General features: G+C 63.7%; 28 protein-coding genes and 1 tRNA gene. 9 read left to right on the top strand and 20 right to left on the bottom strand.

The annotated features are described in order from the left end of the window. Nucleotides 1-13: 13 nt before the first annotated feature. On the bottom strand, nucleotides 14-229 hold the full coding sequence (locus tag M6D93_RS04090; protein ID WP_249773086.1) for a hypothetical protein: 216 nt from the start codon (nucleotides 227-229) through the stop codon (nucleotides 14-16). Between the two features lie 525 nt (nucleotides 230-754). Next, entirely contained in the window at nucleotides 755-1,171 is a 417-nt protein-coding gene (locus tag M6D93_RS04095; RefSeq protein ID WP_249773087.1) for a hypothetical protein, read from the bottom strand. A 270-nt stretch (nucleotides 1,172-1,441) separates the two neighbouring features. Between M6D93_RS04095 and M6D93_RS04100 the strand changes: the two genes are divergently transcribed. Both M6D93_RS04100 and M6D93_RS04105 read left to right on the top strand, forming a co-directional pair. Beyond that, entirely contained in the window at nucleotides 1,442-1,849 is a 408-nt protein-coding gene (locus M6D93_RS04100; protein WP_249773088.1) for a hypothetical protein, read from the top strand. Nucleotides 1,850-3,363: 1,514 nt separating this feature from the next. Continuing rightward, on the top strand, nucleotides 3,364-3,561 hold the full coding sequence (locus M6D93_RS04105; protein WP_249773089.1) for a hypothetical protein: 198 nt from the start codon (nucleotides 3,364-3,366) through the stop codon (nucleotides 3,559-3,561). Between the two features lie 108 nt (nucleotides 3,562-3,669). Here M6D93_RS04105 and M6D93_RS04110 read toward each other — a convergent pair whose 3' ends face one another. Then, nucleotides 3,670-4,008: a hypothetical protein gene (locus M6D93_RS04110; RefSeq protein ID WP_249773090.1), complete on the bottom strand. Its 339-nt coding sequence runs from the start codon at nucleotides 4,006-4,008 to the stop codon at nucleotides 3,670-3,672. A gap of 54 nt (nucleotides 4,009-4,062) precedes the next feature. On the opposite strand from M6D93_RS04110, the gene M6D93_RS04115 reads away from it, so the two are divergent. Then, nucleotides 4,063-4,212: a hypothetical protein gene (locus M6D93_RS04115; RefSeq protein ID WP_249773091.1), complete on the top strand. Its 150-nt coding sequence runs from the start codon at nucleotides 4,063-4,065 to the stop codon at nucleotides 4,210-4,212. A gap of 249 nt (nucleotides 4,213-4,461) precedes the next feature. Here the strand turns inward: M6D93_RS04115 and M6D93_RS04120 are convergent, their stop codons facing one another. Next, the gene (locus tag M6D93_RS04120; RefSeq protein WP_249773092.1) at nucleotides 4,462-5,049 is read right to left on the bottom strand and encodes a recombinase family protein; all 588 of its coding nucleotides are present in this window, start codon (nucleotides 5,047-5,049) and stop codon (nucleotides 4,462-4,464) included. Nucleotides 5,050-5,500: 451 nt separating this feature from the next. On the opposite strand from M6D93_RS04120, the gene M6D93_RS04125 reads away from it, so the two are divergent. Then, on the top strand, nucleotides 5,501-5,686 hold the full coding sequence (locus M6D93_RS04125) for a hypothetical protein (protein WP_249773093.1): 186 nt from the start codon (nucleotides 5,501-5,503) through the stop codon (nucleotides 5,684-5,686). Nucleotides 5,687-5,958: 272 nt separating this feature from the next. After that, nucleotides 5,959-6,120 (top strand): hypothetical protein, encoded by a 162-nt coding sequence (locus M6D93_RS04130; RefSeq protein ID WP_249773094.1) that lies wholly within the window; start codon nucleotides 5,959-5,961, stop codon nucleotides 6,118-6,120. 452 nt (nucleotides 6,121-6,572) lie between these two features. Here M6D93_RS04130 and M6D93_RS04135 read toward each other — a convergent pair whose 3' ends face one another. The 8 genes from M6D93_RS04135 to M6D93_RS04170 all read right to left on the bottom strand — a co-directional run bounded on the left by M6D93_RS04135 (nucleotide 6,573) and on the right by M6D93_RS04170 (nucleotide 13,399). Further along, nucleotides 6,573-7,751, bottom strand: a complete 1,179-nt coding sequence (locus M6D93_RS04135; protein WP_249773095.1) for a hypothetical protein — start codon at nucleotides 7,749-7,751, stop codon at nucleotides 6,573-6,575. Continuing rightward, entirely contained in the window at nucleotides 7,748-8,206 is a 459-nt protein-coding gene (locus M6D93_RS04140) for a DUF4365 domain-containing protein (RefSeq protein WP_249773096.1), read from the bottom strand. Before M6D93_RS04140 ends, M6D93_RS04135 begins: the two co-directional genes overlap by 4 nt. A gap of 168 nt (nucleotides 8,207-8,374) precedes the next feature. Next, nucleotides 8,375-9,331: an ATP-binding protein gene (locus M6D93_RS04145; protein WP_249773097.1), complete on the bottom strand. Its 957-nt coding sequence runs from the start codon at nucleotides 9,329-9,331 to the stop codon at nucleotides 8,375-8,377. Between the two features lie 32 nt (nucleotides 9,332-9,363). Next, the gene (locus M6D93_RS04150; protein WP_249773098.1) at nucleotides 9,364-10,239 is read right to left on the bottom strand and encodes a hypothetical protein; all 876 of its coding nucleotides are present in this window, start codon (nucleotides 10,237-10,239) and stop codon (nucleotides 9,364-9,366) included. Then, complete coding sequence (locus M6D93_RS04155; protein WP_249773099.1) at nucleotides 10,236-11,045, bottom strand: reverse transcriptase-like protein; 810 nt, start codon at nucleotides 11,043-11,045, stop codon at nucleotides 10,236-10,238. The genes M6D93_RS04150 and M6D93_RS04155 overlap by 4 nt, the downstream gene beginning before the upstream one ends. Before the next feature lie 299 nt (nucleotides 11,046-11,344). Next, nucleotides 11,345-12,634 carry a PKD domain-containing protein gene (locus tag M6D93_RS04160; RefSeq protein ID WP_249773100.1) on the bottom strand — a complete coding sequence of 430 codons (1,290 nt, stop codon included), beginning with the start codon at nucleotides 12,632-12,634 and terminating at the stop codon, nucleotides 11,345-11,347. Further along, nucleotides 12,631-12,885, bottom strand: a complete 255-nt coding sequence (locus M6D93_RS04165) for a helix-turn-helix transcriptional regulator (protein WP_249773101.1) — start codon at nucleotides 12,883-12,885, stop codon at nucleotides 12,631-12,633. Before M6D93_RS04165 ends, M6D93_RS04160 begins: the two co-directional genes overlap by 4 nt. 316 nt (nucleotides 12,886-13,201) lie before the next feature. Next, nucleotides 13,202-13,399 (bottom strand): helix-turn-helix domain-containing protein, encoded by a 198-nt coding sequence (locus M6D93_RS04170; RefSeq protein WP_249773102.1) that lies wholly within the window; start codon nucleotides 13,397-13,399, stop codon nucleotides 13,202-13,204. Between the two features lie 121 nt (nucleotides 13,400-13,520). Here M6D93_RS04170 and M6D93_RS04175 point away from each other — a divergent pair, with 121 nt between their 5' ends. Next, entirely contained in the window at nucleotides 13,521-14,078 is a 558-nt protein-coding gene (locus tag M6D93_RS04175) for a hypothetical protein (RefSeq protein ID WP_249773103.1), read from the top strand. 11 nt (nucleotides 14,079-14,089) lie between these two features. Beyond that, nucleotides 14,090-15,229, top strand: coding sequence for a tyrosine-type recombinase/integrase (locus M6D93_RS04180; protein WP_249773104.1), 1,140 nt, complete (start codon nucleotides 14,090-14,092; stop codon nucleotides 15,227-15,229). 18 nt (nucleotides 15,230-15,247) lie between these two features. Here M6D93_RS04180 and M6D93_RS04185 read toward each other — a convergent pair. From M6D93_RS04185 to M6D93_RS04220, 8 genes are all read right to left on the bottom strand, one after another. Continuing rightward, nucleotides 15,248-15,320, bottom strand: a tRNA-Arg gene (locus M6D93_RS04185). A 220-nt stretch (nucleotides 15,321-15,540) separates the two neighbouring features. After that, the gene (locus M6D93_RS04190; RefSeq protein WP_249773105.1) at nucleotides 15,541-16,473 is read right to left on the bottom strand and encodes a PDR/VanB family oxidoreductase; all 933 of its coding nucleotides are present in this window, start codon (nucleotides 16,471-16,473) and stop codon (nucleotides 15,541-15,543) included. Nucleotides 16,474-16,476: 3 nt separating this feature from the next. Further along, entirely contained in the window at nucleotides 16,477-17,523 is a 1,047-nt protein-coding gene (locus M6D93_RS04195; RefSeq protein WP_249773106.1) for an aromatic ring-hydroxylating oxygenase subunit alpha, read from the bottom strand. Between the two features lie 64 nt (nucleotides 17,524-17,587). Continuing rightward, nucleotides 17,588-18,361, bottom strand: coding sequence for an SDR family NAD(P)-dependent oxidoreductase (locus tag M6D93_RS04200; protein ID WP_249773107.1), 774 nt, complete (start codon nucleotides 18,359-18,361; stop codon nucleotides 17,588-17,590). Continuing rightward, nucleotides 18,358-18,780 carry a VOC family protein gene (locus M6D93_RS04205; RefSeq protein ID WP_249773108.1) on the bottom strand — a complete coding sequence of 141 codons (423 nt, stop codon included), beginning with the start codon at nucleotides 18,778-18,780 and terminating at the stop codon, nucleotides 18,358-18,360. The genes M6D93_RS04200 and M6D93_RS04205 overlap by 4 nt, the downstream gene beginning before the upstream one ends. Then, complete coding sequence (locus tag M6D93_RS04210) at nucleotides 18,777-19,865, bottom strand: C45 family autoproteolytic acyltransferase/hydrolase (RefSeq protein WP_249773109.1); 1,089 nt, start codon at nucleotides 19,863-19,865, stop codon at nucleotides 18,777-18,779. The genes M6D93_RS04205 and M6D93_RS04210 overlap by 4 nt, the downstream gene beginning before the upstream one ends. Before the next feature lie 3 nt (nucleotides 19,866-19,868). Beyond that, nucleotides 19,869-20,687: a polysaccharide deacetylase family protein gene (locus M6D93_RS04215; protein WP_249773110.1), complete on the bottom strand. Its 819-nt coding sequence runs from the start codon at nucleotides 20,685-20,687 to the stop codon at nucleotides 19,869-19,871. Nucleotides 20,688-20,693: 6 nt separating this feature from the next. Further along, nucleotides 20,694-22,214, bottom strand: a complete 1,521-nt coding sequence (locus M6D93_RS04220; RefSeq protein WP_249773111.1) for an APC family permease — start codon at nucleotides 22,212-22,214, stop codon at nucleotides 20,694-20,696. A gap of 259 nt (nucleotides 22,215-22,473) precedes the next feature. On the opposite strand from M6D93_RS04220, the gene M6D93_RS04225 reads away from it, so the two are divergent. Both M6D93_RS04225 and M6D93_RS04230 read left to right on the top strand, forming a co-directional pair. Beyond that, nucleotides 22,474-22,929 carry an Lrp/AsnC family transcriptional regulator gene (locus M6D93_RS04225; protein WP_249773112.1) on the top strand — a complete coding sequence of 152 codons (456 nt, stop codon included), beginning with the start codon at nucleotides 22,474-22,476 and terminating at the stop codon, nucleotides 22,927-22,929. A gap of 205 nt (nucleotides 22,930-23,134) precedes the next feature. Continuing rightward, complete coding sequence (locus tag M6D93_RS04230; RefSeq protein WP_249773113.1) at nucleotides 23,135-23,461, top strand: thioredoxin family protein; 327 nt, start codon at nucleotides 23,135-23,137, stop codon at nucleotides 23,459-23,461. Nucleotides 23,462-23,849 lie beyond the last annotated feature (388 nt).

Consider the following 23,849-nt stretch of genomic DNA (forward strand, 5'->3'; position numbering starts at 1 on the left):
CGAACGAGCCGCTTCACGCCTCAGTGCTTCGTGAACCTTGTCCGCTCATGCCGATCTGCGGATGGATCGGATGATCTTGGAAACCTCGCGATTCTGGCGGCGATCGGCGGCCATCCGCGCTGTCGTGCCGCGCGGCGACGTCGCCGGCCGACGCCACGGCGAGCGTGACCGCGCAGCGGGCGTCCCAGCCGCCAAGGATGATCGCGGCATCGGCAGTCAGTTCATCCACACCAGCATGGTGTCAGGGCGCGTTCCGCAGCGCCGACGCGCAACTCGCTGCAGAGTCGGACGCTATCGAGCGCCCCGCAGACCTGTTTGGACGTTCACTTGAACTCACCCAACTCGGCAGATGAGTGCGTCTGGCTAGCGCCAGGTGAGCAGTAGATGCGGTCGCGTCCATCCTGAGACCATCTCGGCTCGCGAGATCGCAGCCAGGGCTGACCGTCGACCACGCTCGACGTCATCTTGACCCGACGGTTTGTAAATGCTGATCGGGACTTCGGCCGTATCGGCGTTGCTCGGCTCCCTTGCGTCTACACCGAGCACGACGTGTCCCGCGTCGGCGAGCGCGTTGACCGCCTTGTCGGCCTCGCGAAGGGCCACATGACCTCGCCGTTATCCAGCCAGATCGCAGCGGCGCGGCGAGCCTCAGGCATGCTCGCGATGTCGTCAGATCGGGTCACTGACCGATCATCGCAGAAGCACTGTCATCGGCACGATCGCGCACTATCCGCGGCACGTGCGTGCGTTCAGGCTAGGCGGCGTCGGAGTGCCTGGATGCGGCGAGGTGCTCATTTAGCAGTTGTGCTGCGCCCTCAGCCTCAATGTGCGGCCGGACGCCGCCAAAGTCGAGCAGCCGCACCCACTTTCCATCGGAGCGATATGCGCCGAGTCCCGCCAGACCCCGAAACTCGAAGCGCTGTATCTCGGACCATTGCAGGTGACGAGTGAAGCGGTCCGCACGAGCGGTCAGGCCAGTGCCGCTGAGCCAGATGCCATTCCAGAACGAGCGCCACGCCAAGGTGCCTGCTGCAATCCCGTCCAAGATGCCGATCACGAGGTGCACGGTTGACCCCGTCGCGGCGACGAACATCCCGACGGCGAGGAAGAACAGCCAGAGCAGACCGACGATCTGCATCGATCGGCTACGAATGTCGGGAGGACCAACCATCGAGCAAGCATGCCAGATGAGGTGATCTGAGCCGGAACAGCCGTATGCGGTCTCTGGCAGCGAGGCCCGTGACGAACGCGCGGTCATCGGCATGAGCGGACGCGCGCTTCACGGAGCCATCCGGCTTGCAGGGGCTCAGACAAGACCGGACGCTTGCTCTAGCAGACCATGCCGAACACTCGACACCCCACCGTGGGTCAATTTGTTGCGGACGCCTCGTCGTTCGTGCGGGCGCCATGCGCGGTCGTATGGTCATGACAGAATTGGGCGGTGGCGAAGCAGGAGGCGTGGAGCACGCCCAGCGATGTGTTGAGTCGTCGTCTGCGCGAGATGGCTGGCGTGCACGCGTTGGAGGCGATCTCCGGATTTGCCGGACCCCGACCTGCCCTAGGATGGCGCCGCCTGTTTGTCCTTGATCCGATCGCTTTCGCGATCCCGACTCGGATCCTCGCCCATACCCAAGATGGGTTGGAGCTTTGGTCTGCCAATACTGGGGCGATCCCGAACGCCAAGCTGTCTACGCACTCTTTAAGTCATTTCCGCGTCCTCGACCTTGACCTTGATGTGAAGATTTCCAAGCCTCAATCCTTCGACGAGATCGCAATCGAGGGCGAGCAGCTATGGGTGAGCTCGACCTACCGCGACATCATCAACCAGTGGACGCACCTGAAGACCTGAGCTGATGTCATGGCCCCGGCGTACGGCAAACCCTGCTCGGGCTGAGACCCCCTCCTGCGCCTGGCAGGCTGGAGATGGTAGGCCGCAACGCCGCCCACCCCACCGACAAACTTGGCCGCGAGCCTCAGCCGCAGCTTGAGCATTGGAACCGTAGGGCAATTTGTTGCGCACGCCTCGTCGTCACGTCGGGGACCATCCCCATGATGCGAGGTCTGAGGGGGACGAGCACGCGTGTGGGCACCTGAAATGTGGTTGCCGTCTCGGCGGCTGTCGTGATGGTTCTCAAGCCTGCACAGGGTCGGCCTCGGCGGCGAGCCCGCCACCCGACCGGCGCGCGGTCGCTATCCCCGGGCGAGCGCAGCCAGGCCGCGCTCGCGCTGCCGCAGACCGCACGGGTCACTCGACGCTGGAGCATGACCGCGCGGTCGACCTGCTCTACGATCTTGGGGCAATGTGGGGGAGAGCGCAGCGTGTTCCTCGTGCGAAGCACTATCACGACCGGGGTCGGGTTGCCTGACGAGAACGGGTTCAGGTGCTTGCCATGCGGCCCAGAGCCGGATTGGCCTGACATGAAGTTCGCATGGACAGTCAGGGTGTCGTGAGAGTCGATTCCATCCGGCGGCAGGCCGGCCGGCGCGTGATCCTAAGTTTGAAGAAACGGCAGCCTATATGGAGTCCAGACAAACGACGCTACTGCTGGGACTCTTGCTAGGTCCAGGCATGATCACAGTGGGCGTGCTCGGCGTGTTCAACTTCAGAGGCTTTGCTGAAAAATACAATGACGCGGTCGGGTCATTTCGGCCGGGCGTCTTCAGGCGAAGATACAAAGATCCGGCCCAAGAGTTTAGGAACGAGGTGCGCATAGCGCGGCTAAGCTTTCTCGTGTGCCTCATCTTTGGCCTATTCCTACTTTACGCCGGTATCGCAACGCTTCTAGGCGTAAACGTCAGTTAACAGCCCGGCGCGCCGCCTCGTCGGCCGACCGGCGCAACTGCGTCTTTGTGGGTACGCTTTTACATGGCCGTGTTTACGCCGTCGTCCCGCATCGCCGGCCTTGTACTCATCTGCGGTCGTCAGCGGGGGGCTCATGAGCTTGGTGCCCGCTTGGATGACGAGGGGTCCGCAACAAATTGCCCTACCTGTGTAAGCCAGTCCAGGTCCGAGGTACCCTCGCGGGGTTATGCGCCGCAGGAGCACGCCGGCCGTGGGGGAACGGTGCGAGAGCTCGCGGATAGCTGCAGCCGCTGCGTACGAAGCGCGGCGGTAGTGGGTGGGCATGGCCGCTGGCGAGCGGGCAGACGTGCGGATCAGCCGGAGACGGGCCGCGATCTCCTCTACAGTGGCTCGAACTACCCACTAGCGAAGTCGAGCCCTGACATGACCGGACCCACGCTGCACTTTGCGTCTTCACACCACGGGGGAGGGCTTCCCGTTCTAATCAGCTTTATCGTGTGCTGGGCTGTAGTCCTGACGGGCTGGTTCCTATTCGGCAGAAACCGCAGAGGTAAATGACGATGGCTGGCGGACTCCTGCTCATCGGGCTCGGCATCGTCGTGGGTGCGGGCGGACTGACAATGTTGCTCCGACCGGAGGGACGTATGGCGCGGGCCAACAGCAAGACAGGAAGCGACCCGCGCATTCTTCGCTTCTTCATGGCCGTGATCGGGCCAATTATGATCGTGACCGGCGTCGTGTCAGTCGTGACCAGCTAGGAGCCCTCGCATGTGGGCTACCCGTCCTGGTCGCCGAACGCATCCCTTGCTTGGACAGCCGGCCGATATGCGAGACCCCGCATCAGTCGACCGGCGTGTTCGGTATGACTACACCCCTGCTGCCACCGGATCATCGCTCGCGTCGGCCGCCGTCCATCGGTGTGTTCGTGAAAGGCGGACGAGTGCGCCTCCGAACACCCAAGCCGTCCGCACACCCCAGAGCGGCACTACGCACCAGAAGACATCGCGACGACGAGCTCCCGCAAGTGGTGCCACGAGGGCCAGCAGCGCGAGGGGGACGGCCACGGCGAGTATGGCGAGCGCCTTGGCAGGAAGGGTTGGGTTTTCGCTCAGCGTCGGCAGTAGGGCAAGTGGGGTCAAGAACGCGATCGCTAGGGTCGCACTGCCCAAGCGTTCGCCCCACACGCCCCAGGTACTCGACTTCATACGCGAACTTTACCCGCATTGAACGCCGGAACACCAGCCGTGACTCAGCAGTGCGTGAGCCGTCCCGCGCGGCGCTGGGCCGGGGGGACGACGCTCAAGCTGGTGTTCCTCCCAGCGACCGGCTATCTCCTCATCATCAGCCTGTTGCGGATGAACTACGACCGCAAGCGCCGATCAGCGCGCGTGCGCGATTCGAGGGGGTAGACATCGAACCGAGGAGGGATAGCACGTGCCTGTCTGAGGGGTAGCCCGAAGAGGGGAGGGGTTACCAACCAATCGGTCAGTAATTTGGCAGAAATGCTCAGTTACGGACGAGGGGGCCATGGTGAGGTGGCCTGCGTACTTGAACGTGTACGTGCACAGACCCGATTCCCGCATTCACGGTAATCCGCCAGGCTGCGAAATATCCTTCCGAGGGTCTAGGTACCGGAGAGAAAGAACGGGGCCTGAGATTTAGGCCCTGCTCGCCTCCTGCAGTGCTTCTGCCTGTTCGGCTTGATCAAAAACGCGGTAGACCGTGGCTCGTGAAACTTTGAGCATGCCCATGATCTCGGCAATGCTCCTACCGTCCCGGCGCATTTGCAGCGCCGTGGCGGCCTGCCGGTCCGTGAATTTCCGAGCTGGACCCAACGGCTTGCCGCGCTTCTTGGCAGCGTCTCGCGCTGCCGATGCTCGTTCGAGGATCAGCGTTCGCTCGTACTCGGCGAGAGCACCGAAGATGGCGGCGACCATCTTCCCGACGGCCGTCGAGTAGTCCACTCCTTCCCGGAGGGAACGCAGCACGATTCCTCGGGACTGGAGGTCATCAACGGTCCGGATGATTCCTGTCAGCGACCTGCCGAGCCTGTCGAGTGCAACGACCGTCACGGTGTCGCCGGCTCGTGCGTAGTCGAGCAGGGCGAGGAGGCCGGGACGGTCGTCCCGGGTGCCTGACATCCTGTCCGAGTAGATGCGTTCAACTCCTGCCGCCTTCAACGCGTCCTCTTGTTGATCGAGGGTCTGGGAGAGCGTGCTGACGCGGGCGTAGCCAAGGCTCGTCATCTCCGTTCGCCTCCGACACGCCTGTTGCCCGATGGGCGGGGGTGCCCGTAACGAGGCACGCCCCCGGCCTGAGCTGTGTTTGCCGCTCTGCGGCTGGTTCCCTTTGGGGTCATCCTTCTCGTCCTCTCGGGCCCGTCGGCCAAGTGCCGACAGAGGCACTGTCTCATAGGTGTGTCTCGTAAGACAAGTTCTTGAGACAATTGCGTGAGATAGATTTGCGAGACATGCCAATACGGGCAGAACGGGTCGAAGCAGTAGACACCTGGACGGTGTCTCACGGTGTTGGGTATGAGACATGTCGAGTGAGATCGTTGCTGGCGTGGCCGCTGGAGATCTTGAGGACGAGGCGCATCGCCGGGATGTCGAGGCGGGAACATTCCCGCCGTCGTCGCCTGCACGCGGGTGACTGGCTGTTCGTGCCCGCATCGCGGGCATCCTGTTGGCCGTCCTCGTGGCCGTTGACGTAGGCGCGCTGCTGCTTCTGCCTGACAAGACGGGAGCCGTCGTCGCGGTCATATGCACGACCGGCCTGGTCGTCGCGTACGTCGTGCTGTTTCTCTGGGCTCCAGCGACCTTCATTCGCTGGTCAGTCAGGCTCTGGTCGTGGGGCGAGAACGACAACCCGAACAGGTGGTGAAGCCGGCGGCCAAGCCTCTGCCGGCAGCTTGACCCGGGGTTGTTAGTGGCCGGGTCGCTTATATACGTACTACCTACGCAAAAATCCCTGGGAAAACGGGTAGTGGGAGTAGGCGCGAGGGGCCCCTATTTGAACTGACTCGGCCAGACGCAATCCAACTCGACGTAGAACTGCCGGTCCTTCCGCACCTTTCCAGCTACCCAAACCTGTCGCCCGGATGACTCGATCCTCGCGATCGCATCGCGGTAGTCGGGTGCCATCTTCCTGCTGATGTGGCCGACCATGCGGCCCTGGATAAGGGCAGCGACGGCGAACTGATCGTGGGGGTTGCCGGTATCCGCGATCAGACGAACACGATGACCACCCACGCCGCACGCGGAGAGGTGCGGCTGATAGAAGGTGACCCCACTCAGCAGGAACGTTCCTCCACGTGACTGCAGAGGGTGTGTTGGTCCGAAAAGCCGACTCAGGATTCCCATCGGCGAATCGTTGCATTCGCCTCGCAGCAGGAGAGTCGCCACGCCGCTGTGGGGCGTGGCTGCCAACCACGAACGAGGGATCAACTGTCTTCGGCTCGAAGACGGGCACTGCGACGATCTCCGGTGGCGCGGTAGAGCCACCGGCAAGACCGGGAACGATGCCTCGACGCTCACCGGCCAGCCAAGCTTTCACGGGCCGGTGAACAACCACCCGTCACGCGACCAGCGGGACGGGGTCCCTCGGTCAGTATCTAGGGGGCAAGCACTCACGGGCCGGTGAGATCTGTTGGCCCGTGAGGTTCATCGAACGGTCACGGCGCTGTCGGCCGTGACCTCTGTTGGAATGGAAAGACCGGAGGGGGGTTATAGGGGGGAACCATTCCATTCCAACGTTCCGCCGCGAAGACCTAGGCGAAGCTCAGCTGTACGTTGCCCTCGATCCAGTAGGCGTTACCACGTTTCGTGAAGGTGCCTGTGACGGTAACCGGGTTTCGACCTCGGTGGGCCTGTATTGCGCGGTTATATGCCGCCCCAGCCAGGGCGACCTTCGCACTCCGCCCGGATTGCGTATCGACGAGCCCTTTCACGGTTACAACGCCCCCTGCGTCATCCTCCCCTCGTTCCAATCTCGTGACCTGGCCGTAGATTGTCTGCTCCGCTGGAGCGGGCGGCTTTCGTCGAAGTCGTTCGTTGAGCTGCCGCAACTCCGGCATCACGTTCCGGTCGATCGCGACACGTTCCACTCCAGGTCGTGCGGTCTGCTCGGCCTTCGCCCACTCAAATGACATGTCGAGGGCTCGAAGGCCTTCGAAGTCCGCAGTCATGGTCTGCAGCGCATCGACCATGTTCGCGCTCAGGCCTTCGTGGATTGCTTGGTCCAGCGTCAGAGAACCCGACGCCATGGCGATTTCTCTGGCAGCGTGAACCCCTGATGCCAGGGTCGCCATTGCCCTCCGCTGAAACGGAGGTATCACCGTCTCCTGCTGGCTCGCTGCGGATACCGACGCCTCGTCATCTACTTCTTCGAGCAGGTAATCTTCTTCGTCCAGCCGGACGACCTCGTCCGCTCCGAGACGAGCGAGAATGGTAATGATAAAGCTGCCTCTTTGCGTATGTCCCATGCGAACGTCATTCTCTACAAAGTCTCTCGCTTGATCTGGCCGTCGGCCCACGTGGGCGCTTTGCGGCCGCAGGGTGGACGTGGCCGCAGCCAGGAGCAGAGCGTCAGCTCCGGCGAGCATTCGTTCGGCTTGTCGTATCGGAATGCTTCCATCAAGGGTTGTTTGATCAGCGCGGAGGAAAAGAATGTCCGAACGCACGCTGACGATCTGTAATGCCAGTTGTTCGGCGTCCCAGTCGTTCAAGCGGCTCAGATAGATCAATACTTCATCAAATCGACGCGCAAAATCTCCGAATGAGGTTTCGAGGGGCAGGCGAATTCGATCCGATGGAATTTCAGGATTCTGCCAATACTGCGAAACGCCGTCTTCGAGAGCCAACGTCCACCCAGAAGCACCCAAATACGTGGCTACCGCATGCGGAGATATGTTCAGGTCATCCGGCACGGATCGAAGAAATGTACTCACGGCATTTTGCCATTTCCGATTCTGGATAGGATGCCAAGCAGTTGTTCGACGTCGAAGCGTTGAGCTTTGGGGATGTGCAGCGTCGTGGATTGATTAGGATCGGTCAGCGCAGGCTCGCCATGCAGCGACATCCAGTATGCACTCTTGTGTAGGATTAAGCGATCGTCATCTTGAATCAGCCAATCTTCGAGGTTAGTTGGAACCACCATTACCACAAGAATGATCTTTTCGTAACGGCGCGTATCTCGTAACTTGTCGAAGTACTTCTTCTCGATCGAGAATGCGACGTGATCGTCTTTTACGACATCCTGCGATGTGCACTTGAGTTGCACATCGACTTGAGCTGAGCTGAAAACATAATGGTTGGCCGTCTGACGGATTGATGCATCCACAGTCTGGTAGTCAACGTCGATCTGTTCGTAGGAGCAGCGCGCCGCCGTTACGACTGCGCGCATGTAGGCGATGCTGAGCTGCTGTTGACACTCGGTGTCGAACAGACTCCCGTAGGGAGTTCCTGAGCTGTGATGTGTCGGAAACCGCGATTTCGGCACAGCCCTAGTGTCCCCCGTCTGGTAACCGGGCGACCCGAGCGGCCGCCAGAGATTGCCTGGCGACCATGTCAGTCAGCAAACAGGTCTGTCAACGTCTGTTGCTGAACGATCGAAGGCTGCGCGGTTCTTCCTGATCAGGTCACTCACTGTCCGGTGCCTCGCCGGGGAGTCAAGGGCGGCTTCGACTCGTGCGCGCATGCCCTCGTCCTCCCTCCCCTGCTTTCCGCCCAGTAGGGCCTCAGCTAGGCGGTTGTGGTCCAACTGAACGTCGACCCCCTGCTCGCGTGCCAACACACCCAGGATGCATGCCTTCTCGGCTGACGCCTTCCGCGTGGAGCGGCTAACCCCGCGCCCACTATCGTCGGCAGCTTCCGAGACGAGGGTTAGTCGATCTACCTTAACGGACCGCCTGGAGGCAGGTGCGTTGTTGCCATACGTCTGAAGCGCAAGTCGGAGAATGCGGTCTCCATCATGCTCGACACACGATACTCGGATTGTGTGTCTGTACGCGCCCCGATACACCTGTGCGCCCGACGGCCCTTTGGATGCACGCGCCTCGTGATGGACGACGATTACGGGGATCGGCAACTGCCGAACGGACTGTGTGAAGACTCCGGCTAGCCCCTGTTCGTTCGTGTCCGTTACGACGGCACCCAGGCTGTCGATGATGAGCATCCCAAACTGCCCCTCGCTTACTAGACGAGGGAGCCATGCCGGCTTCCATTCGTGAAGGAGCACTGGATGAACGCGCGGCTCATCTGCGAAGGTCCGCCGGACATCCCGGAAACTTGTGTAGTCCTCGCATCCGAACAGGATGCGCTTGTCGTCGTCGAAGTGTGTCGGCTCGCCCAGCCATTCGCCCGCGAGCAGTCCCTTCACCATCGACTTCAGGAGGGTCGTCTTGCCCATCTCCGGCTGAGCGGTCAACGCGGTCAAACCTGGGTGGATGAAACCAGGGATGGGCCACGCAGGGTCGTCAGACCCGTCGTCCTCGGGCACGGTTGCAAAACCCTCCACCAGTTCGGCCAACGTCTCTCGGTCTAGTCGTTGCATATCGGCGCTCAGAACGGTGGCTCGTCGCTGAACCGATCAGCGTGAACTTCCAGCGCTCGCTGGATTTCCTCGACCGACCTCTGGCCGACGATCGCTTCCACCTCCGATGGTGCGAACTTGACGAGGTTGAAGGCGGTCTGGGGCAGTACCTCGGTCTTCGTTAGACGAGCGGCGACAATCGCGAGCTGAGCAACTTGCTCGGAACTGATCGACAATGACGACCTGTCAGGCATTGCCAGACCGCACTCGATGGTTACCTTCGTCTGGTCTGGCTGAACGATGGTCAAGCCGGTCCTCTCGTCGTACTTCACCCAAACGGTCGCGTCGGCGTACTCAGGGGCGGTGTTCTGGGTCTTGACACCTGGACCGGTTTGGAAGCTCTGGTAGGTGGCAATGACCGGGACAGCCGTGTCCCGCAGCCAACCATCGACGAGGAAGCCGTCCGGTGCCGGCGATCCCAGAAGCATCATGGCGCTGTCGACGATGAGGAGGTCAGCCCCGACGCTGGTGACGGCGTCTGCCAATCCCTCCCAGCATGCGATTGCCCTAGCCTTCAAGATCGTGACGTCCTCACCGAACGACGACCGCCACGCTCCGGCCCGCTGTCGGTCTACGACGACGAGCGGACGCGTCACCAGGAAGGACGCGTCCCACTGATTCAGCAGCGAACTCTGGGTCATCAGGCAGTCGAGCGTCTGGGCGGCAAGCGCGGTCGCATCGCTTGGACGAACGGCAGTAACGGCGTTGATGCCTGCGGCGAACAGGCCGTCAATGAGCGACGGGAGTGTGCCACCATCCCAATCGACAGGCAGCGCCTCAAACTGGGGGTGCTTCAGGATGAAGTCGCCAACTGGCTCCGACTTCGCGTCGGTCTTGGTCGTCACTGGGCAGTCCTTACGGGAGAGGTAGGTGCGACGTCGGCCGGCGCGCTGGAGGCCCCTCCAGGAGCCTGTGAGCTACCGAGGCCCCGCGCCCACGCGGTCGGGTGTGAATCGATGGCAGAGATCAGCAAGTCGACGGAGAGCCCGTCGTCCCAGATGCTTGCGAGGTCCGTGTAGCTGGTGAGGATGAGCTGCCCTACGACGTGCCGAGCGGCGAACCGAGCGAGGCCCTTTCTGGCGGCAAGCCGGCCTGTCCGCTCTACCTTGCTGCTGTGCGGGCCGACGGATGGTGTCTGCTGGCGGACGATGACCGTCTCGGTGTCTACGAATCGCTTCTCGACGCGTGATGAATCGTTGTGAAGCTCTCCGGTCCGCCCGTTACTACCGTCCAGCCTGCTTCGCCCTGACGGCTCTCCAGGGCCAGCAAGGTGGGCGGCCTTCGCCGCCGGTGCGGCAAGGTTTTCGTTGCCGGGGATGAGGGTGTAGCCAATGTATCCGAGTTGGCGAGACAGGAAATCGATCCGCCCGGCGGCAGTCTGGTAGCTGGGACCACGGACAGCGCGCCGGCCTTGCATCTGGTCCACCAGGAGGGCGGAGCTGGAGAACACGTCGAGTTGGTAGTACCCACCCGCTAAGGCGGAGAGGATGCCCTCTTCGAGGGCTCGATACTCAGCGAGACCCGGAAAGCTGCTCCCACGGTGGTAGCGGCTGTGCTCGCCGATCACCGTTCCGTCGTCCGACAAGACGTAGGCATAGCCGGCTGATTGGTCATGGACGGTCCGATGCCCGGAGATGTGGAGCGAAGTCACTTCGCCTCCTGGACTGTCAAATTGTGCATGGCGTTATTCCTTTTGTGCGTTGGGGGTGACGGGAGGTGGGGTTGCCCCGCTTGCAAGGCAGGGCAACCACCTCCGACTGCTGAACTCGGAACGATCTAGGCGCTAGATCCCACGGCTCGTACTTGCCCGATACTGATGACTGGACTTTCCGCTTGCACCTCTGTGTGCGCTTGGTCCGAGGCTGGACTCGGCGTCTCGTTGGCTTCCACCTCAGCGTCACGGGAAGTCACGTGAACGGACGCGATTCGAATTGCTGCCATGTCGCCCTCCTACGCCGCAGTGATGAGGAGCTTCAGCTTCAGCGCTGACCAGTCGGTCACGGCTGAGACATCGGTCCACGGGAAGGTGAGGGTGGCGACGTTCGACACCGACGACCCAGAGCCACCAGGGATCGACGTCGACAGGATCGTCGATCGAGTGGTCGAGCCCTCAATCAAGTAGGCGTTGAAGCTGCCGGAGGCAGCGCTGAGGGTGTCGATGTTGATGAGAATCCGGAGCGGGTTGCCGGTGGTCGGGGGCACCAGAGCCCCGAGCACCACCGTCAGTTCCTGGTTGGTCGGGCCGGCAGGGCTGGTGATGAGCGTCGTCTGGTCGGTGTCCTGCAGACACGACAGCACTGTCCCGCTACTGGCGGTCCAACCTGTGGCGACAGACGTGCTAGCCGGGACGACCGTGTAGGAAGCACCAGCCACAGTCACTGAGTGGGTGACGGTGGACGACGTTGAACCGGTCGAGTCGGTGACGTACAGCGCGACGCTGTAGGTGCCACCGGTTGCGTAGGTGTGGGATGGTCCCGACCCGCTACCGGAGGACGAATCCCCGAAGTCCCAGGTGTAGCTGGAGACGGTCGCAGGAGAGGTAGCGGTGGAGGCAGTGGCGTCGAACGCCACCGTCAGTGCGGTTGGTGTGCTGCTGAACGCAGCCACGGGAGGGACCGGCACCGGTCCAATCAGCGATGCACTGGAGTCCACCAGCCTGACGTCGTCAACCCAGAACGGCGTGGTGTAGGTGCCGTTGTTAGGGCGGCCGAATACGCCGTAGTTGATAATCGTGCCAGCGGAAACGGAAATCGTGCCGGAGTCACCACCGGTGACCGGCGTTGTCGAGTCACCGAGGTAGTAAACGAGCTGCGCGGTGTTGGCACCGAGGTCGAGACGCATCTCGATTCGCACCCACTGGTTAAGCGGGAGCGCTGAAGCGGCGGTCCACTTCGTACCGGTCGTGTCCTGAAGGCGCAGAGCGCCGGCGGAATTCAGCTTCCCGATCAGGTCAGTAGAGTTGCCCGCTCCGCCGAACTTGAACAGCCACTCGTCGTCGCTGGTGATGGTGGAGAAGTAAAAGTAGCCCCGGATCGCCGCAGTTGTGGTGTTGAGGGTGTTTACGTAGACGGAAGAGGCGATTCCCGACGCAGGAACGAGCTTGGCGCTTTGCACGCCATGCGCGGCACGGGTGTTGTCATAGGTGATAGCAGCCCCACTGCCAGGGATGACGGTCCATCCGCTGGCAGATACCGACGAGCCGTTAGTCCCGCCTTCGAAGTCGAGGGTGTAGGTGGTCACTTCGCAGCCTCCTGAGCTGTGATCCAGTCGGTGAGCGCTGATTCGCGGATGACGAGCTTGCGCTTGCCGAGCTTGAAGAACGGGGGAGCCGAGCCGGTTTTCCGCATCGCTCGGAGTGCCTCGTCCGAGTGACCGATCCGCCGAGCTGTCTCGGCGAAGGTCAGCAGTCGCTCTGAAGGAGCGCCTCCTTCAGCGGGTGTTGGTGATTCGTGCTGGGCCTGCGTGGCCGTCAGCGCATGACGAGATGGCATGGAGCATCGCTTTCTTGAGCGTGGGCAGGGGTCCGCCTCGCGGGAAGCCGAGGCAGGGCAGAGCCCTGCTCTCGCTGGAAGCGGTTCTTTCGAGCAGGGTCTGGGACGGGGCAAGTACCACGCTCGTTTGGCGGTCTTGTACTGCGCGTCTCTCAGTCCTGCTGTCACCGTTCTTAGCCGGTAACGACTGAACTGTAAGGCCGTGCACATCCTCTCGCAAGAGGCGCCATGCCGTGGTTTGATCTTATTGTGTAGTAGGAAACCGAATCTGATGTAGTCGTGCCGAAAGTGATCGGAGAGCAGGCCCGACACTCGTCTAGCCGGGCTGACCACCTCGCTTTGTGGCGTCGACCTGCTCGCGGATCCACGACTCAAGGTCGGACTGCCGGTACATCACGTGCCGGCCGAGCACGAAGCTCGTCGGTCCCAGGTTCTTTGCTCGCCACCAGCGCAGCGTCTTTGGGCTGCTTCGTAGGTAGTCAGCCGCCTCGTTCAGTGTCTTCAGTTCACCCATGTTGGCCCTCTCGGTCCGACGCCCTGTCAGCATCGTCTGAAACTAGTGTACGTATGATTGACAACGTGTGTACGGCCGACTATCGTGATTGTGACAGTTCTGTGACCAGGAAGGGGATACCTTGAAGTTCGAGTTGGTACGAGGTCCGGACGTGGCTGACGACGGCGACGCGACACTCATATTCGAAAGCGGCAAGGAGTGGCGCGTGACCGTGACGCGCAACCTAAATGCGCCGATCGGCGGTCCGGAGAAGCTCGTCATCGAAGCAGTGGATGGGAGCGAGGGTGGCAAGGGAAACGGTGGCTACGACACGGAGGGCATCCAGACGACACACTTGCGAGCGGTTCCGATAGCAGAGGCGCGCCGATTGTTGGAAGGGGTGCTGATCCAGCGCCAAGCTCAGTCCGTCATAGAGCGGCTTCCCGAGGACTTTGAGGGTGAGTACGCCTACGCCGCGCTGGCGTCGGCAATCGTGACGCTGACGGGCTGGAATGTCACCAATGCCGTCGCAGCCATCGCCAGGGCGAAGGCTGGCCTCACTGAAACGCAGAGCCTAGATCGCAAGACCCGGGATCTCTGGTCTACACGGGCGAAACGAGCGCGTACGTACGGCTTCCTTGCCGACCTGGATGGGCAGCCCGTTCTGACGGCCAAGGCCAGCGCGGCTCTCGGCGGATAGGGAGCGAGGACATGGCCAGCATTCAGAAGCGGACGAGGGACGGCAAGGTCACGTGGCGTGCCCACTACCGCACGCCGGATGGCATTCAGCGGAACAGGAGTTTCTCCCTTCGGCGAGAGGCCGAACGCTTCATCACCGAAGTCGAGGGGGCAAAGCTCGCCGGTACCTACATAGAGAAAGACCGGTCTGCGGTCAGGGTCGCGGAGTGGGTGGAGCGCTGGCTTGAGAGCCAGGCTCAGCTAAAGCCATCAACCCGAGAGAGGTACGCGGGCATCCTGCGAACCCACGTCACTCCGAAGTGGGGCAACTACCGTCTGCGCGACGTTTCGCACGCGGACATCCAGGGTTGGGTAAGCGAGGTGGCTCAGTCTCGGTCGGCCTCAACCGCGACCAAAGCTCACCGCGTCCTGTCACTAGCGCTAGGACTCGCCGTCCGTGACGGACGGCTACCAAGGAACCCAGCGGACAGCGTCCAGCTTCCGAGGATCGTGGCGAGGGATCGCCGGTACCTCACGCACGCCGAGGTTGAGCGCTTGGCGGCTGCCGCCGACGAGTACGGACCTCTCATCCTGTTCCTGGCCTACACGGGCGCCAGATTTGGCGAGGCTGCCGCCCTCCGGGTGAGTCGTCTGGATCTGCTGCGACGGCGGGTCGAGATCGCAGAGTCCGCGACCTCCGTGAACGGGAGGATCGTCTGGGGTACTCCGAAGGGTCATCAACGGCGGTCGATTGCCTACCCTCGGTTCCTCGTTGACGATCTCGCGGCGCTTGCTGCAGGCAAGCAGCCGGGCGACCTAGTCTTCGTCTCACCGCGTGGAGACGTTCTGAGGTCGTCGAACTTCCGTAGAGACGTGTTTGAACCAGCGGCCTACGCTGCCGGACTCTCGGGCCTCACTCCCCACGGCCTACGCCACACGGCTGCCTCGCTCGCCATCGCGTCCGGTGCGGACGTCAAAGTCGTCCAGCAGATGATGGGCCACAAGTCGGCGACCATGACCCTCGATCTTTACGGCCACCTGTTCACCGATCGGCTGGATGAGGTCGCGGACCGGATGGACAAAGCTCGCGCTGACGCTGCTGTTGCCCGCCCGTTGCCCGAGGGGACGGTCGTGGACCTTCAATCCGTCCGCAATGCGGCTGAAGGCCAGTAAAGATGGACCTTGTAGGAGTGCCCCCGGCAGGACTTGAACCTGCGACGCCCGGCTTAGGAGTCCGGCGCTCTATCCCCTGAGCTACGAGGGCGGGGAGTGCTACAAGTCCAGTAGCGCTGGGCTGTAGCGGTTGTGCGCCTAGAGTCTAGGCCAACCAATTTCGGCCTCGGTCCGGGTAGTGCCGTGATCTGTTCGCGCCACAAACCGAATGGCGCCAAGCCGATATCTCCAGGCCATGACTCAGAGACGGCGGCGCAGCGGCGATTGAATGGTGAATTCGGGTCCGCGGTCAGATGGTGAGCGCCGGTCGGTCATCGGTCCAGCGTCAGTCGGGGCCCGCGGGAGCGGGATACGCAGATCATCATGGTGGCGCCGCTGGCCCGTTCTGCCTCGGTGAGCAGGTCGTCGTAGTGGTCGATGTCGCCGCTGAGCACTTTGGTCTCGCACGTCCCGCAGATGCCCATTTCGCAGGACGAGGGCACGTCCACGCCGGCGGACCGGATTGCCTGCAGCACCGAGACTCCTGGCTGTACGACGAGAACGAGCCCCGATTGGGCCAGCTCGACCTCGAAAATGTCCGACCCGCGGTGGGCATCGCGTGCGGCGGGCTCGGCGGTGAACCGTTCCACGTGCAGCGACTGGCTCGGGACCCGCTCGGCGAGGGCGTCGAGCAGACCTACCGGCCCGCATGCGTACACGGCGGCTGACCCAATATCGAGTGCGCTCAGGTCCAGGCGGCCATCAACGTCGTCGGTGACGATCCGGGTGTCCACACCAAGGGCGGTGAGTTCATCGATGAAGGCCATGCTCGGCCGCGACCGGCCGACGTAGACCAGGCGCACGGCCGCGGTCCCGGCAGCCAGCGAACGTGCCATGGGCAGGATCGGGGTGATCCCGATCCCCCCGGCGATCAGTAGGTATTCCGGAGCCGAGTGAAGGGGGAAGTGGTTACGCGGCGCCGAGACCCGCACCCGGTCACCGACCTCGAGAGCCCGGTGCGCCTCGCGCGAACCGCCGCGCCCGCCGTCGACATCGAGCACCGCGATCCGGTAGCGGCGCAGGTCCGCGGGGTCCGAGCAGAGCGAGTACTGCCGGACGGTCCCGGAGGGCAGGTGCAAGTCCACGTGCGCACCAGGTTCCCAGGACGGCAGCATTTCGCCGTTGTGCCGGGCTAGCTCGAAGGATCGTATCTGGGCGGTCTCCATCCGTATCCCGACGACCACGACTTCAGGCGTCTCACTCACGGCTCAGGCCCCGCTGTTGGCGAGCACCGGCTCCGGCGCGTATCGGGCCGATACCCTCTCCATCAGTTCCCGGAAGGAGCGCCGGTAGCTAAGCGTGAACAGATCGGCCGGCACCGAGAACTCCTCCACCTCGCGGTCCCAGGGGACCTCCCGCGGGTCGAGCTCACCGACGATTGGTATGTCCTCGAGATAGACCATCTCCTCTACCCGCAGGCATTCCTGCAGATCATCGCCGCGGAACCCGACCTCGTTCGCGACTGCCCAGAAGATGACGACTTGGTCGTAGGCCACCGGGGACGGGAAGCCGGCCACGATCCGCTGGCCGAGGTCGGCGTAGTCATAGGTGATCGAGGCAAAGCCGGGGGCGGTGCATTGGTAGTGCATCGTGCAGTCGCCTTGGCTGGCCCAGTCGCCCTCGCCGGCGTCGAGCGGCCGGTCCAAGTAGACATCCAGCCCCTCGCGTCGGACTTGAAGCGGTTCGACAATCGGAGGGGTCGGGCCCATGGAGACTTGGTGCACGAACGGGAAGTGCGCGACGTCGCGGAAGTTCTCGATGGCCACCGCTACTCCGGTGTCGGACGGGATCGGAGTAGCGGCCAACCATTCCAGCTCCAGGCCAGCCCAGCGAGCTGGGGCGTACATGGGGGCTTCGGGCTCGGCTAAGCAGGTCCAGATGTGGCCGAACTGTTCTTGCGCGGGGTAGGTGGTGATGGCGGCGCGCGGCGGGATCTTGGCCTGGTCCGGTAGCGACGGGACCAGCGCGCAGGCGCCGGACTCTCCGGAGAACTGCCAGCCGTGATAGGGGCAGGCGATGTTGTTGCCGTGCACGGTGCCGTGGCCGAGGCTGCCCCCGCGATGTGGGCACCGGTTCGCGGTGACCCGGGCGAGGCCGTCGGTTCCGCGGAACACGGCCAGTTTCTCACCGAGCAGTACCGCGGGTACGGGGACGTCGGTGACATCGACCGATCGGGCGACCGGGAACCAGGAGTGGCGCATCGCGCGCGCGGCCTGGGCAGCGATCGTGTCGGCGCGGGGCATGGGGGTACTCACATTGTGGAACATGGGTCTTCCTTCGCGGTCCGTGTTGGGGTTGGTCAGTGCGGGCAGAGGCGGATCAGATGCCGACGATGCACGCGCCGCCGTTGACACCGATCGTCTGACCGGTGATGAAGGAGGCGCCGTCGCCGGCCAGGAACGCCACCACTGACGCGATTTCGCCTGGTTCGGCGAGCCGCCCGATGGGGATGACCGCCTGCTCGGCCTGCTGATATTCCTCGGGAACCATTCGGGTGATCACGGCGCCTGGGGTGACGGCGTTGACGAGGATCTGTCGGCCGGCGAACTCGGTGGCCATGGTTTTCATCAGGCCGAGTTGGGCGGCCTTGGCTGTCATGTAGCCGTAGCTGTGCCCGCCGGGTACCTGGCCCCACTGCGAGGAGACGAACACGACGCGGGCGTGGTCGCTGGCCAGCAGGTAGGGCAGCGCGGCCCGGGTCAGGTAGAGCGGCGCGTGGACGTTCACCATGAGCAGTCGGTGAAAGTCCTCGTCATCGGTGTCGGCGAGGCCCGTGCCGGAGTACATAAGTCCCGCGTTGTGGACGAGGATGTCCAGGCCGCCCATCGCGGAAGCGGCAGCTTCGCTGGCCCGCTCGCAGGCGGTTCGGGACGTCACGTCGGCTGCGAGGGCGTAGGCGGTCCCTCCGAGGGATTTGATCTCCTGTGCGGTGTTGGCGTTTTCGACCTCGTCCAGGTCGAGCAGCGTGACGCTCGCGCCGAGCCCGGCCAGGGTCAGGGCGTGGGCGCGGCCCATGCCGCGGGCAGCGCCGGTGACCAGCGCACGCCGGCCGTCGAGGCGGCCAAGCGAACTCGCAGCGGTGTAGGCGATCACAGCGACTCGGCAGGGTGAGGTTCGGTGATGTAGAGCATGTTGCCATCCGGGTCGTAAAACGGTCGGTAGCGATACCAGGTGCCGTTGGGGTGCTTCCAGGTGATCGTTTCCTCGGTGACCCATACGACCTTGCCCTGCAGTTGCTGCAGCGCTTCGTCCAGGTCATCTACCTCGAATGCGAACGAGTCCAGGCCCGGGGCGTTGTCCGGGTTGATCTCGGTCCGTCGGGGGGCGTGCTCGCCGACCTCGGATTTGAACACGTACAAGGTGAGGTTGCCCGCGTCGATCGCCGCCCACTCCTCCTCTGCCTGATACGGCAGGTAGAAGGACAACCCGAGAACGCCGTGATAGAAGTCGACGAGGCGAGCTACGTCGTGGGTGAGGATGTCCATGTTGTCGATGCGTTTGAGCGCGATCATGATCTAACTCCCGATTCGGTCGAGGCCAGGCACGGCGTCCCAGCGGTGCAATGAACGGCGGCCTGCGCGAGGTCCAGGCGCACGGTCGCCAGCGTCTGGTACTGCTCGGTTTGCGGGTCGGCCGGGTCCGGGTGGCAGCACAATGCCCCGCTGCCGCCGGCGTGATCGGTGAGCACGGCCACTGCGCCAGCTACGTCCAGTTCGTGCCCCCGCCCGACGAGTTCGCGCTGCAGGACCTCGTAGCGGGCGATGGTGTCCGGGGCGTCGGTCGGCTCGGTGTCACCCTCGGCCGCCTCCGGGGCGAGGAAGTGGTTGGTGTGGAGCAACAGGTCGTCCAGGGCGGGGACGAAGCTTGGGCCACCGGGCCAGATCTCCGCGGTCACGGCCGTTGGGCCTTCCGCGCCGGGACCCATCACGGTGAGCGCGGTGGAGGCCGAGACCGTCGCGGAGCTGACGAGCGACAGCGCGCTGTCGACATCGACGGCGGTGTCCAGGACGGCGCGAGCGATGACGTGCACGGGTACACCGACCGGGCCGTGGCCGTCGGCGCGGTGGTGCAGGATGTTGAACAGCGCGCCGACGCCCGCGGAGTTCACTCCGATCTTGGCGAGGATTCCGTACTCCGTGACCGTCGTCGTCCGGCGCCCGTCGGCGTGCTCGATCTCCCAGACGAGCCAGTTGCCTGCCATGCCTACGAACCAGTCCCAGTTCTGTACTGCGACCATGTGGTCGGCGCCGAGGGCGACGATGGTGGAGCATTCGCCGGGTGTGCGTGCGCCGCCTTTGTTTCGGAGGGCCGCGAGGATCTCGGTGCGTGCGTTGAGGGCCGCAATTGTCGTTGCGGTCTGACCGCAACCGCGTGCGATGCCGTGCAGCTCCTCGGCGAGTTCGGGAGTCCACGCCTCGATTCTGTCCAGAGCCTGGGCGCCGAAGGCCGGCAGGCTCCAGGACTGGTCTGTGGTGACGGCCGAAAACAGTTCGGAGTAAGCCGATAATGTGCGCGCGATCGGTTCGCGGTGGGCCTCACCGAACTGCTCGCCCCGGTGTCGGGGGGAGGCAGGTTCTGAGACGAAGCGGGTGACCATTTCTCAGCGTTCCAGCAATGGTCGGGCGTGGGCGGCGACGTCGGCCAGGGTCGCGAACCACACGTCGTCGGAGGCGATCTTTTCCACGAAGCGTTCCAGCTCGACGAAGCGCTGTCCGCGACCGATCACCTCCGGGTGCATGGTGAAGGTGAGATGGCGCCGCTCGGCGACCGCGAGCTGGTAGTCGGCCAGCCAGGAGGAGTACAGCTCAGCGGGTGCAGTTTGGTTGCCACCGCCGTCTATGTTCCAACCGAAGCGGGGCCAGTCGTCCAGAGACCAGTGCACCGGCAGCTCCAGGACAGTGCGGTCCTGCCACTGCTCGAAGTAGGGCCGGTCATCTCCCATGCAGGAGGAGTCGTAGTCGAAGCCGAACTCCAGCAGCAGATCGAAGGTCTCGGGAGTGAGCTCCCAGGAGGTGGAGCGATACCCTACCGGTCGCGGCGCGCCGGCTCGTTGCAGCGCGGCCAGGCCTTCGGTGATCTCGTGGCGTTGGACGTCGGGGCTGACTTTGTCGCTGCGGACGTGCAGGTAGCCGTGGTGGGCGACCTCGTGGCCGCCCTGCAGGATCGTCTCGACGAGCGCGGGATGAGTGTCAGCGGTGTGGCCGGGAACGAAAAAGGTGGCTGGCACTTCGAACCGGGCGAGCAGGTCCAGGATCCGTGGCATGGCCCGGACCACTCCGTAGCGGCCTTCGGACAGGATCGTGAGGCGGCGGCGGTATCCCTCGCCCTCGCCCAGCCAGCCGGCCTCGGCGTCCACGTCGAAGCTCAGCGAGACCGCAGCCTGCCCGCGTGGCCAGTTCCAGTCAGCGACGTCGACCATCTGAGCTCACTCCCCGGCCGGTTCGAGGCGACCGGCGTCGTCCAGCCGCGAGACCTGCACGTCGGGCGGCACGACCGTCGGGGCGGCGGAGCGCCAATGGAGGGTGGACTTGTCTTGCACGACGACCCGGTAGGCGTAGAGCAGCACGGACAGTGATAGAACGGCAACGCCGATCAGCAGCTCGCGGGTCCCGCCGTATCCGGTGACGCTGGAGTGCGTGACGCCGAAGTACAGCAGTACCAGGTCGACGATGGTGAGTGCTACCGCGATCGGGGTCCAGATGGCGCCGAGTTTGATCGGGCGTCGGGCGCCGGGTCGGTCTTTGCGCAGTAGCAGGAATCCGCTGATCGCGAAGACGTGCATCAGCACATAGCCGAGGTTTCCTGCGATCAGGATCGCCAGGGTATTGCCCAGGAACAACACCAGGATCACGTTCAGAACGAAATCCAGTGTCATCGCCCGGCCGGGCACCTTGAACCGGTTGAGCTCTCCTAGCTGGCGCAGGGTGAGGCCGTCGCGGCTGCTGCCGTAGAGCACCCGGCCGCCGTCGGCGCTGGTCATGAGCATCATCAGGAGCAAACCGGCGATCAGGCAGACGGTCATGATGAAGGAGCCGTGGCCGCCGAACAGCCGGGCGAACGCGGCGCCGTAGAAGGTGGTCGGATCGGCGTCGATCGCTTTTTGTCCGGCCAGGCCGGAGACACCGAAGGGCATCAGGACATACACGGCGAGAACGATGAGCGCACTGCCGCGCATGGCCAGCCGGGTGTCGCGCACGGTGTCCTTGAACTCGGGCACGAAGGATGCGGTGGCCTCCACCCCGTACACCGACCAGGCCATGACGAAGATCCATGTCAGCGCGGTTGGCAGTCCGATCCAATGATGGGTGCCAGGGGTTCCGGAGCTGAAGTCTCCGGCGCTCCACTTGCCGGTGACGAACGGCAGCACGATGAAGAACACGATCGGGATCATTAACAGAACGCCCATCGCCATCATCGTCCACACCGCCGGCTTCATGCCCAGCACGTTCGCCGCCCAGCCCAGGAAGATGACCAGCACGGCGATCAGGTGCGGCAGGCCGACGTGCACACTGCCGTCATAGAACGACCACGTGGCGTGGGGGAACCACTGCGCCTGCACCAGATCCCCGATGAGCAGGCCGTAAATCGCTAGCGAGGACGACCAGGCGAACCAGTACGCGAAGGTAGCCAGCGGGCCTACCAGGTTCACCCGGCTCTTCCATGCCTCGTTGGCGTACACCGCTACGCCACCGGCCTTGTGCGGCAGCAGGCCGGCTACCTCCGAATACGCCCAGTTGTGCATCGTGGCCAATACAGCGGTGATTGCCCACAGCGCGATCGCCGTCCAGACCCCGATTGCGCCGATCGAGGCGCCCAGACTCACGAACAGCGCGGCCGGCATCGCCATGTTGATCGTGACACCGTCCCACCAGCGCAACGTCTTCTCGAACTCGTGATTGGCGACGGCGTCACTGGACGATCCGTGGGTCACGTAGGGGTGTGCCATGGCTCGATCCTCCGGGATCCGATTGTGGTCTTCCGGCCGCGTCACGCGGCGAGACTGACGAGATGCGACGTAATGCGAGCCCGTGAAGGTCTACTGCCTCGCGTTCAGCCGTTTCGAGTACGCTAGACCACGCAATGCACCAATGACAAGACCTCCAACGTTTGAAATTGCGATTTAACATTCGCCCGGCAGCTCGCAGTGCGCAACCGAGGCCGCCCCTTGCCACGCAATACATCAATCGAGACCTACGATGAGTGCTATGACCGAGGCACAGCCCGACGTGTTGGACCGGGCCATCATCCGCGAGCTCGAACGAGATGGCCGCCGGCCGTTTCGGGAAATCGCACGTTCCTTGGACGTGTCCGAAGCGACGATCAGGGCCCGCTATAGGCGGCTCACCGATTCCGGCACGCTCAAGATCGTCGCGTTCTCCGATCCCGCCGCGATGGCGATGGACCGGCTCGCGCTGGTGTTTCTCAAGGTCGGCCCCGAGCGGCACGACTCCGTCGCCAAAGCCCTCACTGCTCGGCCCGAGGTCAGCTATGTCTCCACAGTGCTCGGCAGCTTCGATCTGTTCGCCCAAGTGCTCGTAGCCGATGACACGGCCCTCTGGGGCTTCTTGCAGGACGTGGTCCGGCCGCTACCCGGCGTGCTCGAAACCGAGTGCACACTCGAGATCAAGGTCCACAAGCTGTGGTTCGAAAACGCCTTCTAAGCTAGAGAATCCAGCGGCAGAGCGCCCGTCTGTGTTCCCCTTCAGCCGCATGACCTTGTCGGCGACGCGGGGCCCATTGCATCGCGATCGCCGTCGGCGGCAAGGTGCACGTACTCGATTGACGTCGTCGGCCGGGGCTGTGCGGACCAGCGGGATGCTGCCGTCCGGTCGTGCGCTTCGTCGTCGGGGCGCGCATCATTGGTGCATGAACATCGAGTTGCTGGTCGTGCCTGACTGCCCGAACGAGTCAGCGGCGATCGACTTGATCAACACCGCGGTGGCAGACACGGCAGTGACGGCCACCGTCACCACGACGGTGATCAGTACCTTCGAGGTGGCCGTTTCCCGCGGTTTCGTTGGGTCGCCGACGATCCTGATCAATGGACACGACCCGTTCGCGCAGGGCGGCAGCGGGGTCGGCCTTGCGTGCCGGGTCTATCCGACGCCGACCGGGTCGGCCGGCCTTCCGCCGCTGCGGGACTTACGGCAGGCCCTCAAGCGTGAGGCCGCATCAGGGAAGACGTTTGCCTAACCGCCGAATGGGGCGACCAATCCACTTACTCTGATGCCAGCCACGGCGCACCACCTCGCGCCGCAGGACCCGCATTCCGTTGCGAGCGCGCACTGCAATCCCGGTGCGTGACCGGTCCTCGATCTCCCACGCCCAGTTCTTGACCGAGTAGGCGCACCGCACGCAGATCGTCACCTCAGGGTGGTTACCCAGGTGCACCATCGCCTGTGGGTCGTTGATCTGCCCGCAGCACCAACACTGAGACCGTTGGGCGAACTCGTCCTCCACACCGACCGACGTCATGGCGCCCACGCTCCCCCCGATCGTGTGACGGAGCAAGGGTCGCCGATCGTGCCGCGTCGATTCGAGGGGGTCTGACTGTGGCGTTCGCTTCGGCGGCTGATGAAGT

Source organism: Jatrophihabitans telluris, from assembly GCF_023516435.1.
In the GTDB taxonomy this organism is placed as follows: domain Bacteria; phylum Actinomycetota; class Actinomycetes; order Mycobacteriales; family Jatrophihabitantaceae; genus Jatrophihabitans_A; species Jatrophihabitans_A telluris.

What these genes read in the sequence shown, in the direction of transcription:
- M6D93_RS04215 (WP_249773110.1), bottom strand. Translation starts at nt 20,687, where the DNA reads ATGGTCGACGTCGCTGACTGGAACTGGCCACGCGGGCAGGCTGCGGTC.
- M6D93_RS04110 (WP_249773090.1), bottom strand. Translation starts at nt 4,008, where the DNA reads ATGAAGTCGAGTACCTGGGGCGTGTGGGGCGAACGCTTGGGCAGTGCG.
- M6D93_RS04120 (WP_249773092.1), bottom strand. Translation starts at nt 5,049, where the DNA reads ATGACGAGCCTTGGCTACGCCCGCGTCAGCACGCTCTCCCAGACCCTC.
- M6D93_RS04180 (WP_249773104.1), top strand. Translation starts at nt 14,090, where the DNA reads ATGGCCAGCATTCAGAAGCGGACGAGGGACGGCAAGGTCACGTGGCGT.
- M6D93_RS04170 (WP_249773102.1), bottom strand. Translation starts at nt 13,399, where the DNA reads ATGGGTGAACTGAAGACACTGAACGAGGCGGCTGACTACCTACGAAGC.
- M6D93_RS04095 (WP_249773087.1), bottom strand. Translation starts at nt 1,171, where the DNA reads ATGGTTGGTCCTCCCGACATTCGTAGCCGATCGATGCAGATCGTCGGT.
- M6D93_RS04230 (WP_249773113.1), top strand. Translation starts at nt 23,135, where the DNA reads ATGAACATCGAGTTGCTGGTCGTGCCTGACTGCCCGAACGAGTCAGCG.
- M6D93_RS04165 (WP_249773101.1), bottom strand. Translation starts at nt 12,885, where the DNA reads ATGCCATCTCGTCATGCGCTGACGGCCACGCAGGCCCAGCACGAATCA.
- M6D93_RS04105 (WP_249773089.1), top strand. Translation starts at nt 3,364, where the DNA reads ATGGCTGGCGGACTCCTGCTCATCGGGCTCGGCATCGTCGTGGGTGCG.
- M6D93_RS04220 (WP_249773111.1), bottom strand. Translation starts at nt 22,214, where the DNA reads ATGGCACACCCCTACGTGACCCACGGATCGTCCAGTGACGCCGTCGCC.
- M6D93_RS04225 (WP_249773112.1), top strand. Translation starts at nt 22,474, where the DNA reads ATGACCGAGGCACAGCCCGACGTGTTGGACCGGGCCATCATCCGCGAG.
- M6D93_RS04205 (WP_249773108.1), bottom strand. Translation starts at nt 18,780, where the DNA reads ATGATCGCGCTCAAACGCATCGACAACATGGACATCCTCACCCACGAC.
- M6D93_RS04140 (WP_249773096.1), bottom strand. Translation starts at nt 8,206, where the DNA reads ATGCGCGCAGTCGTAACGGCGGCGCGCTGCTCCTACGAACAGATCGAC.
- M6D93_RS04210 (WP_249773109.1), bottom strand. Translation starts at nt 19,865, where the DNA reads ATGGTCACCCGCTTCGTCTCAGAACCTGCCTCCCCCCGACACCGGGGC.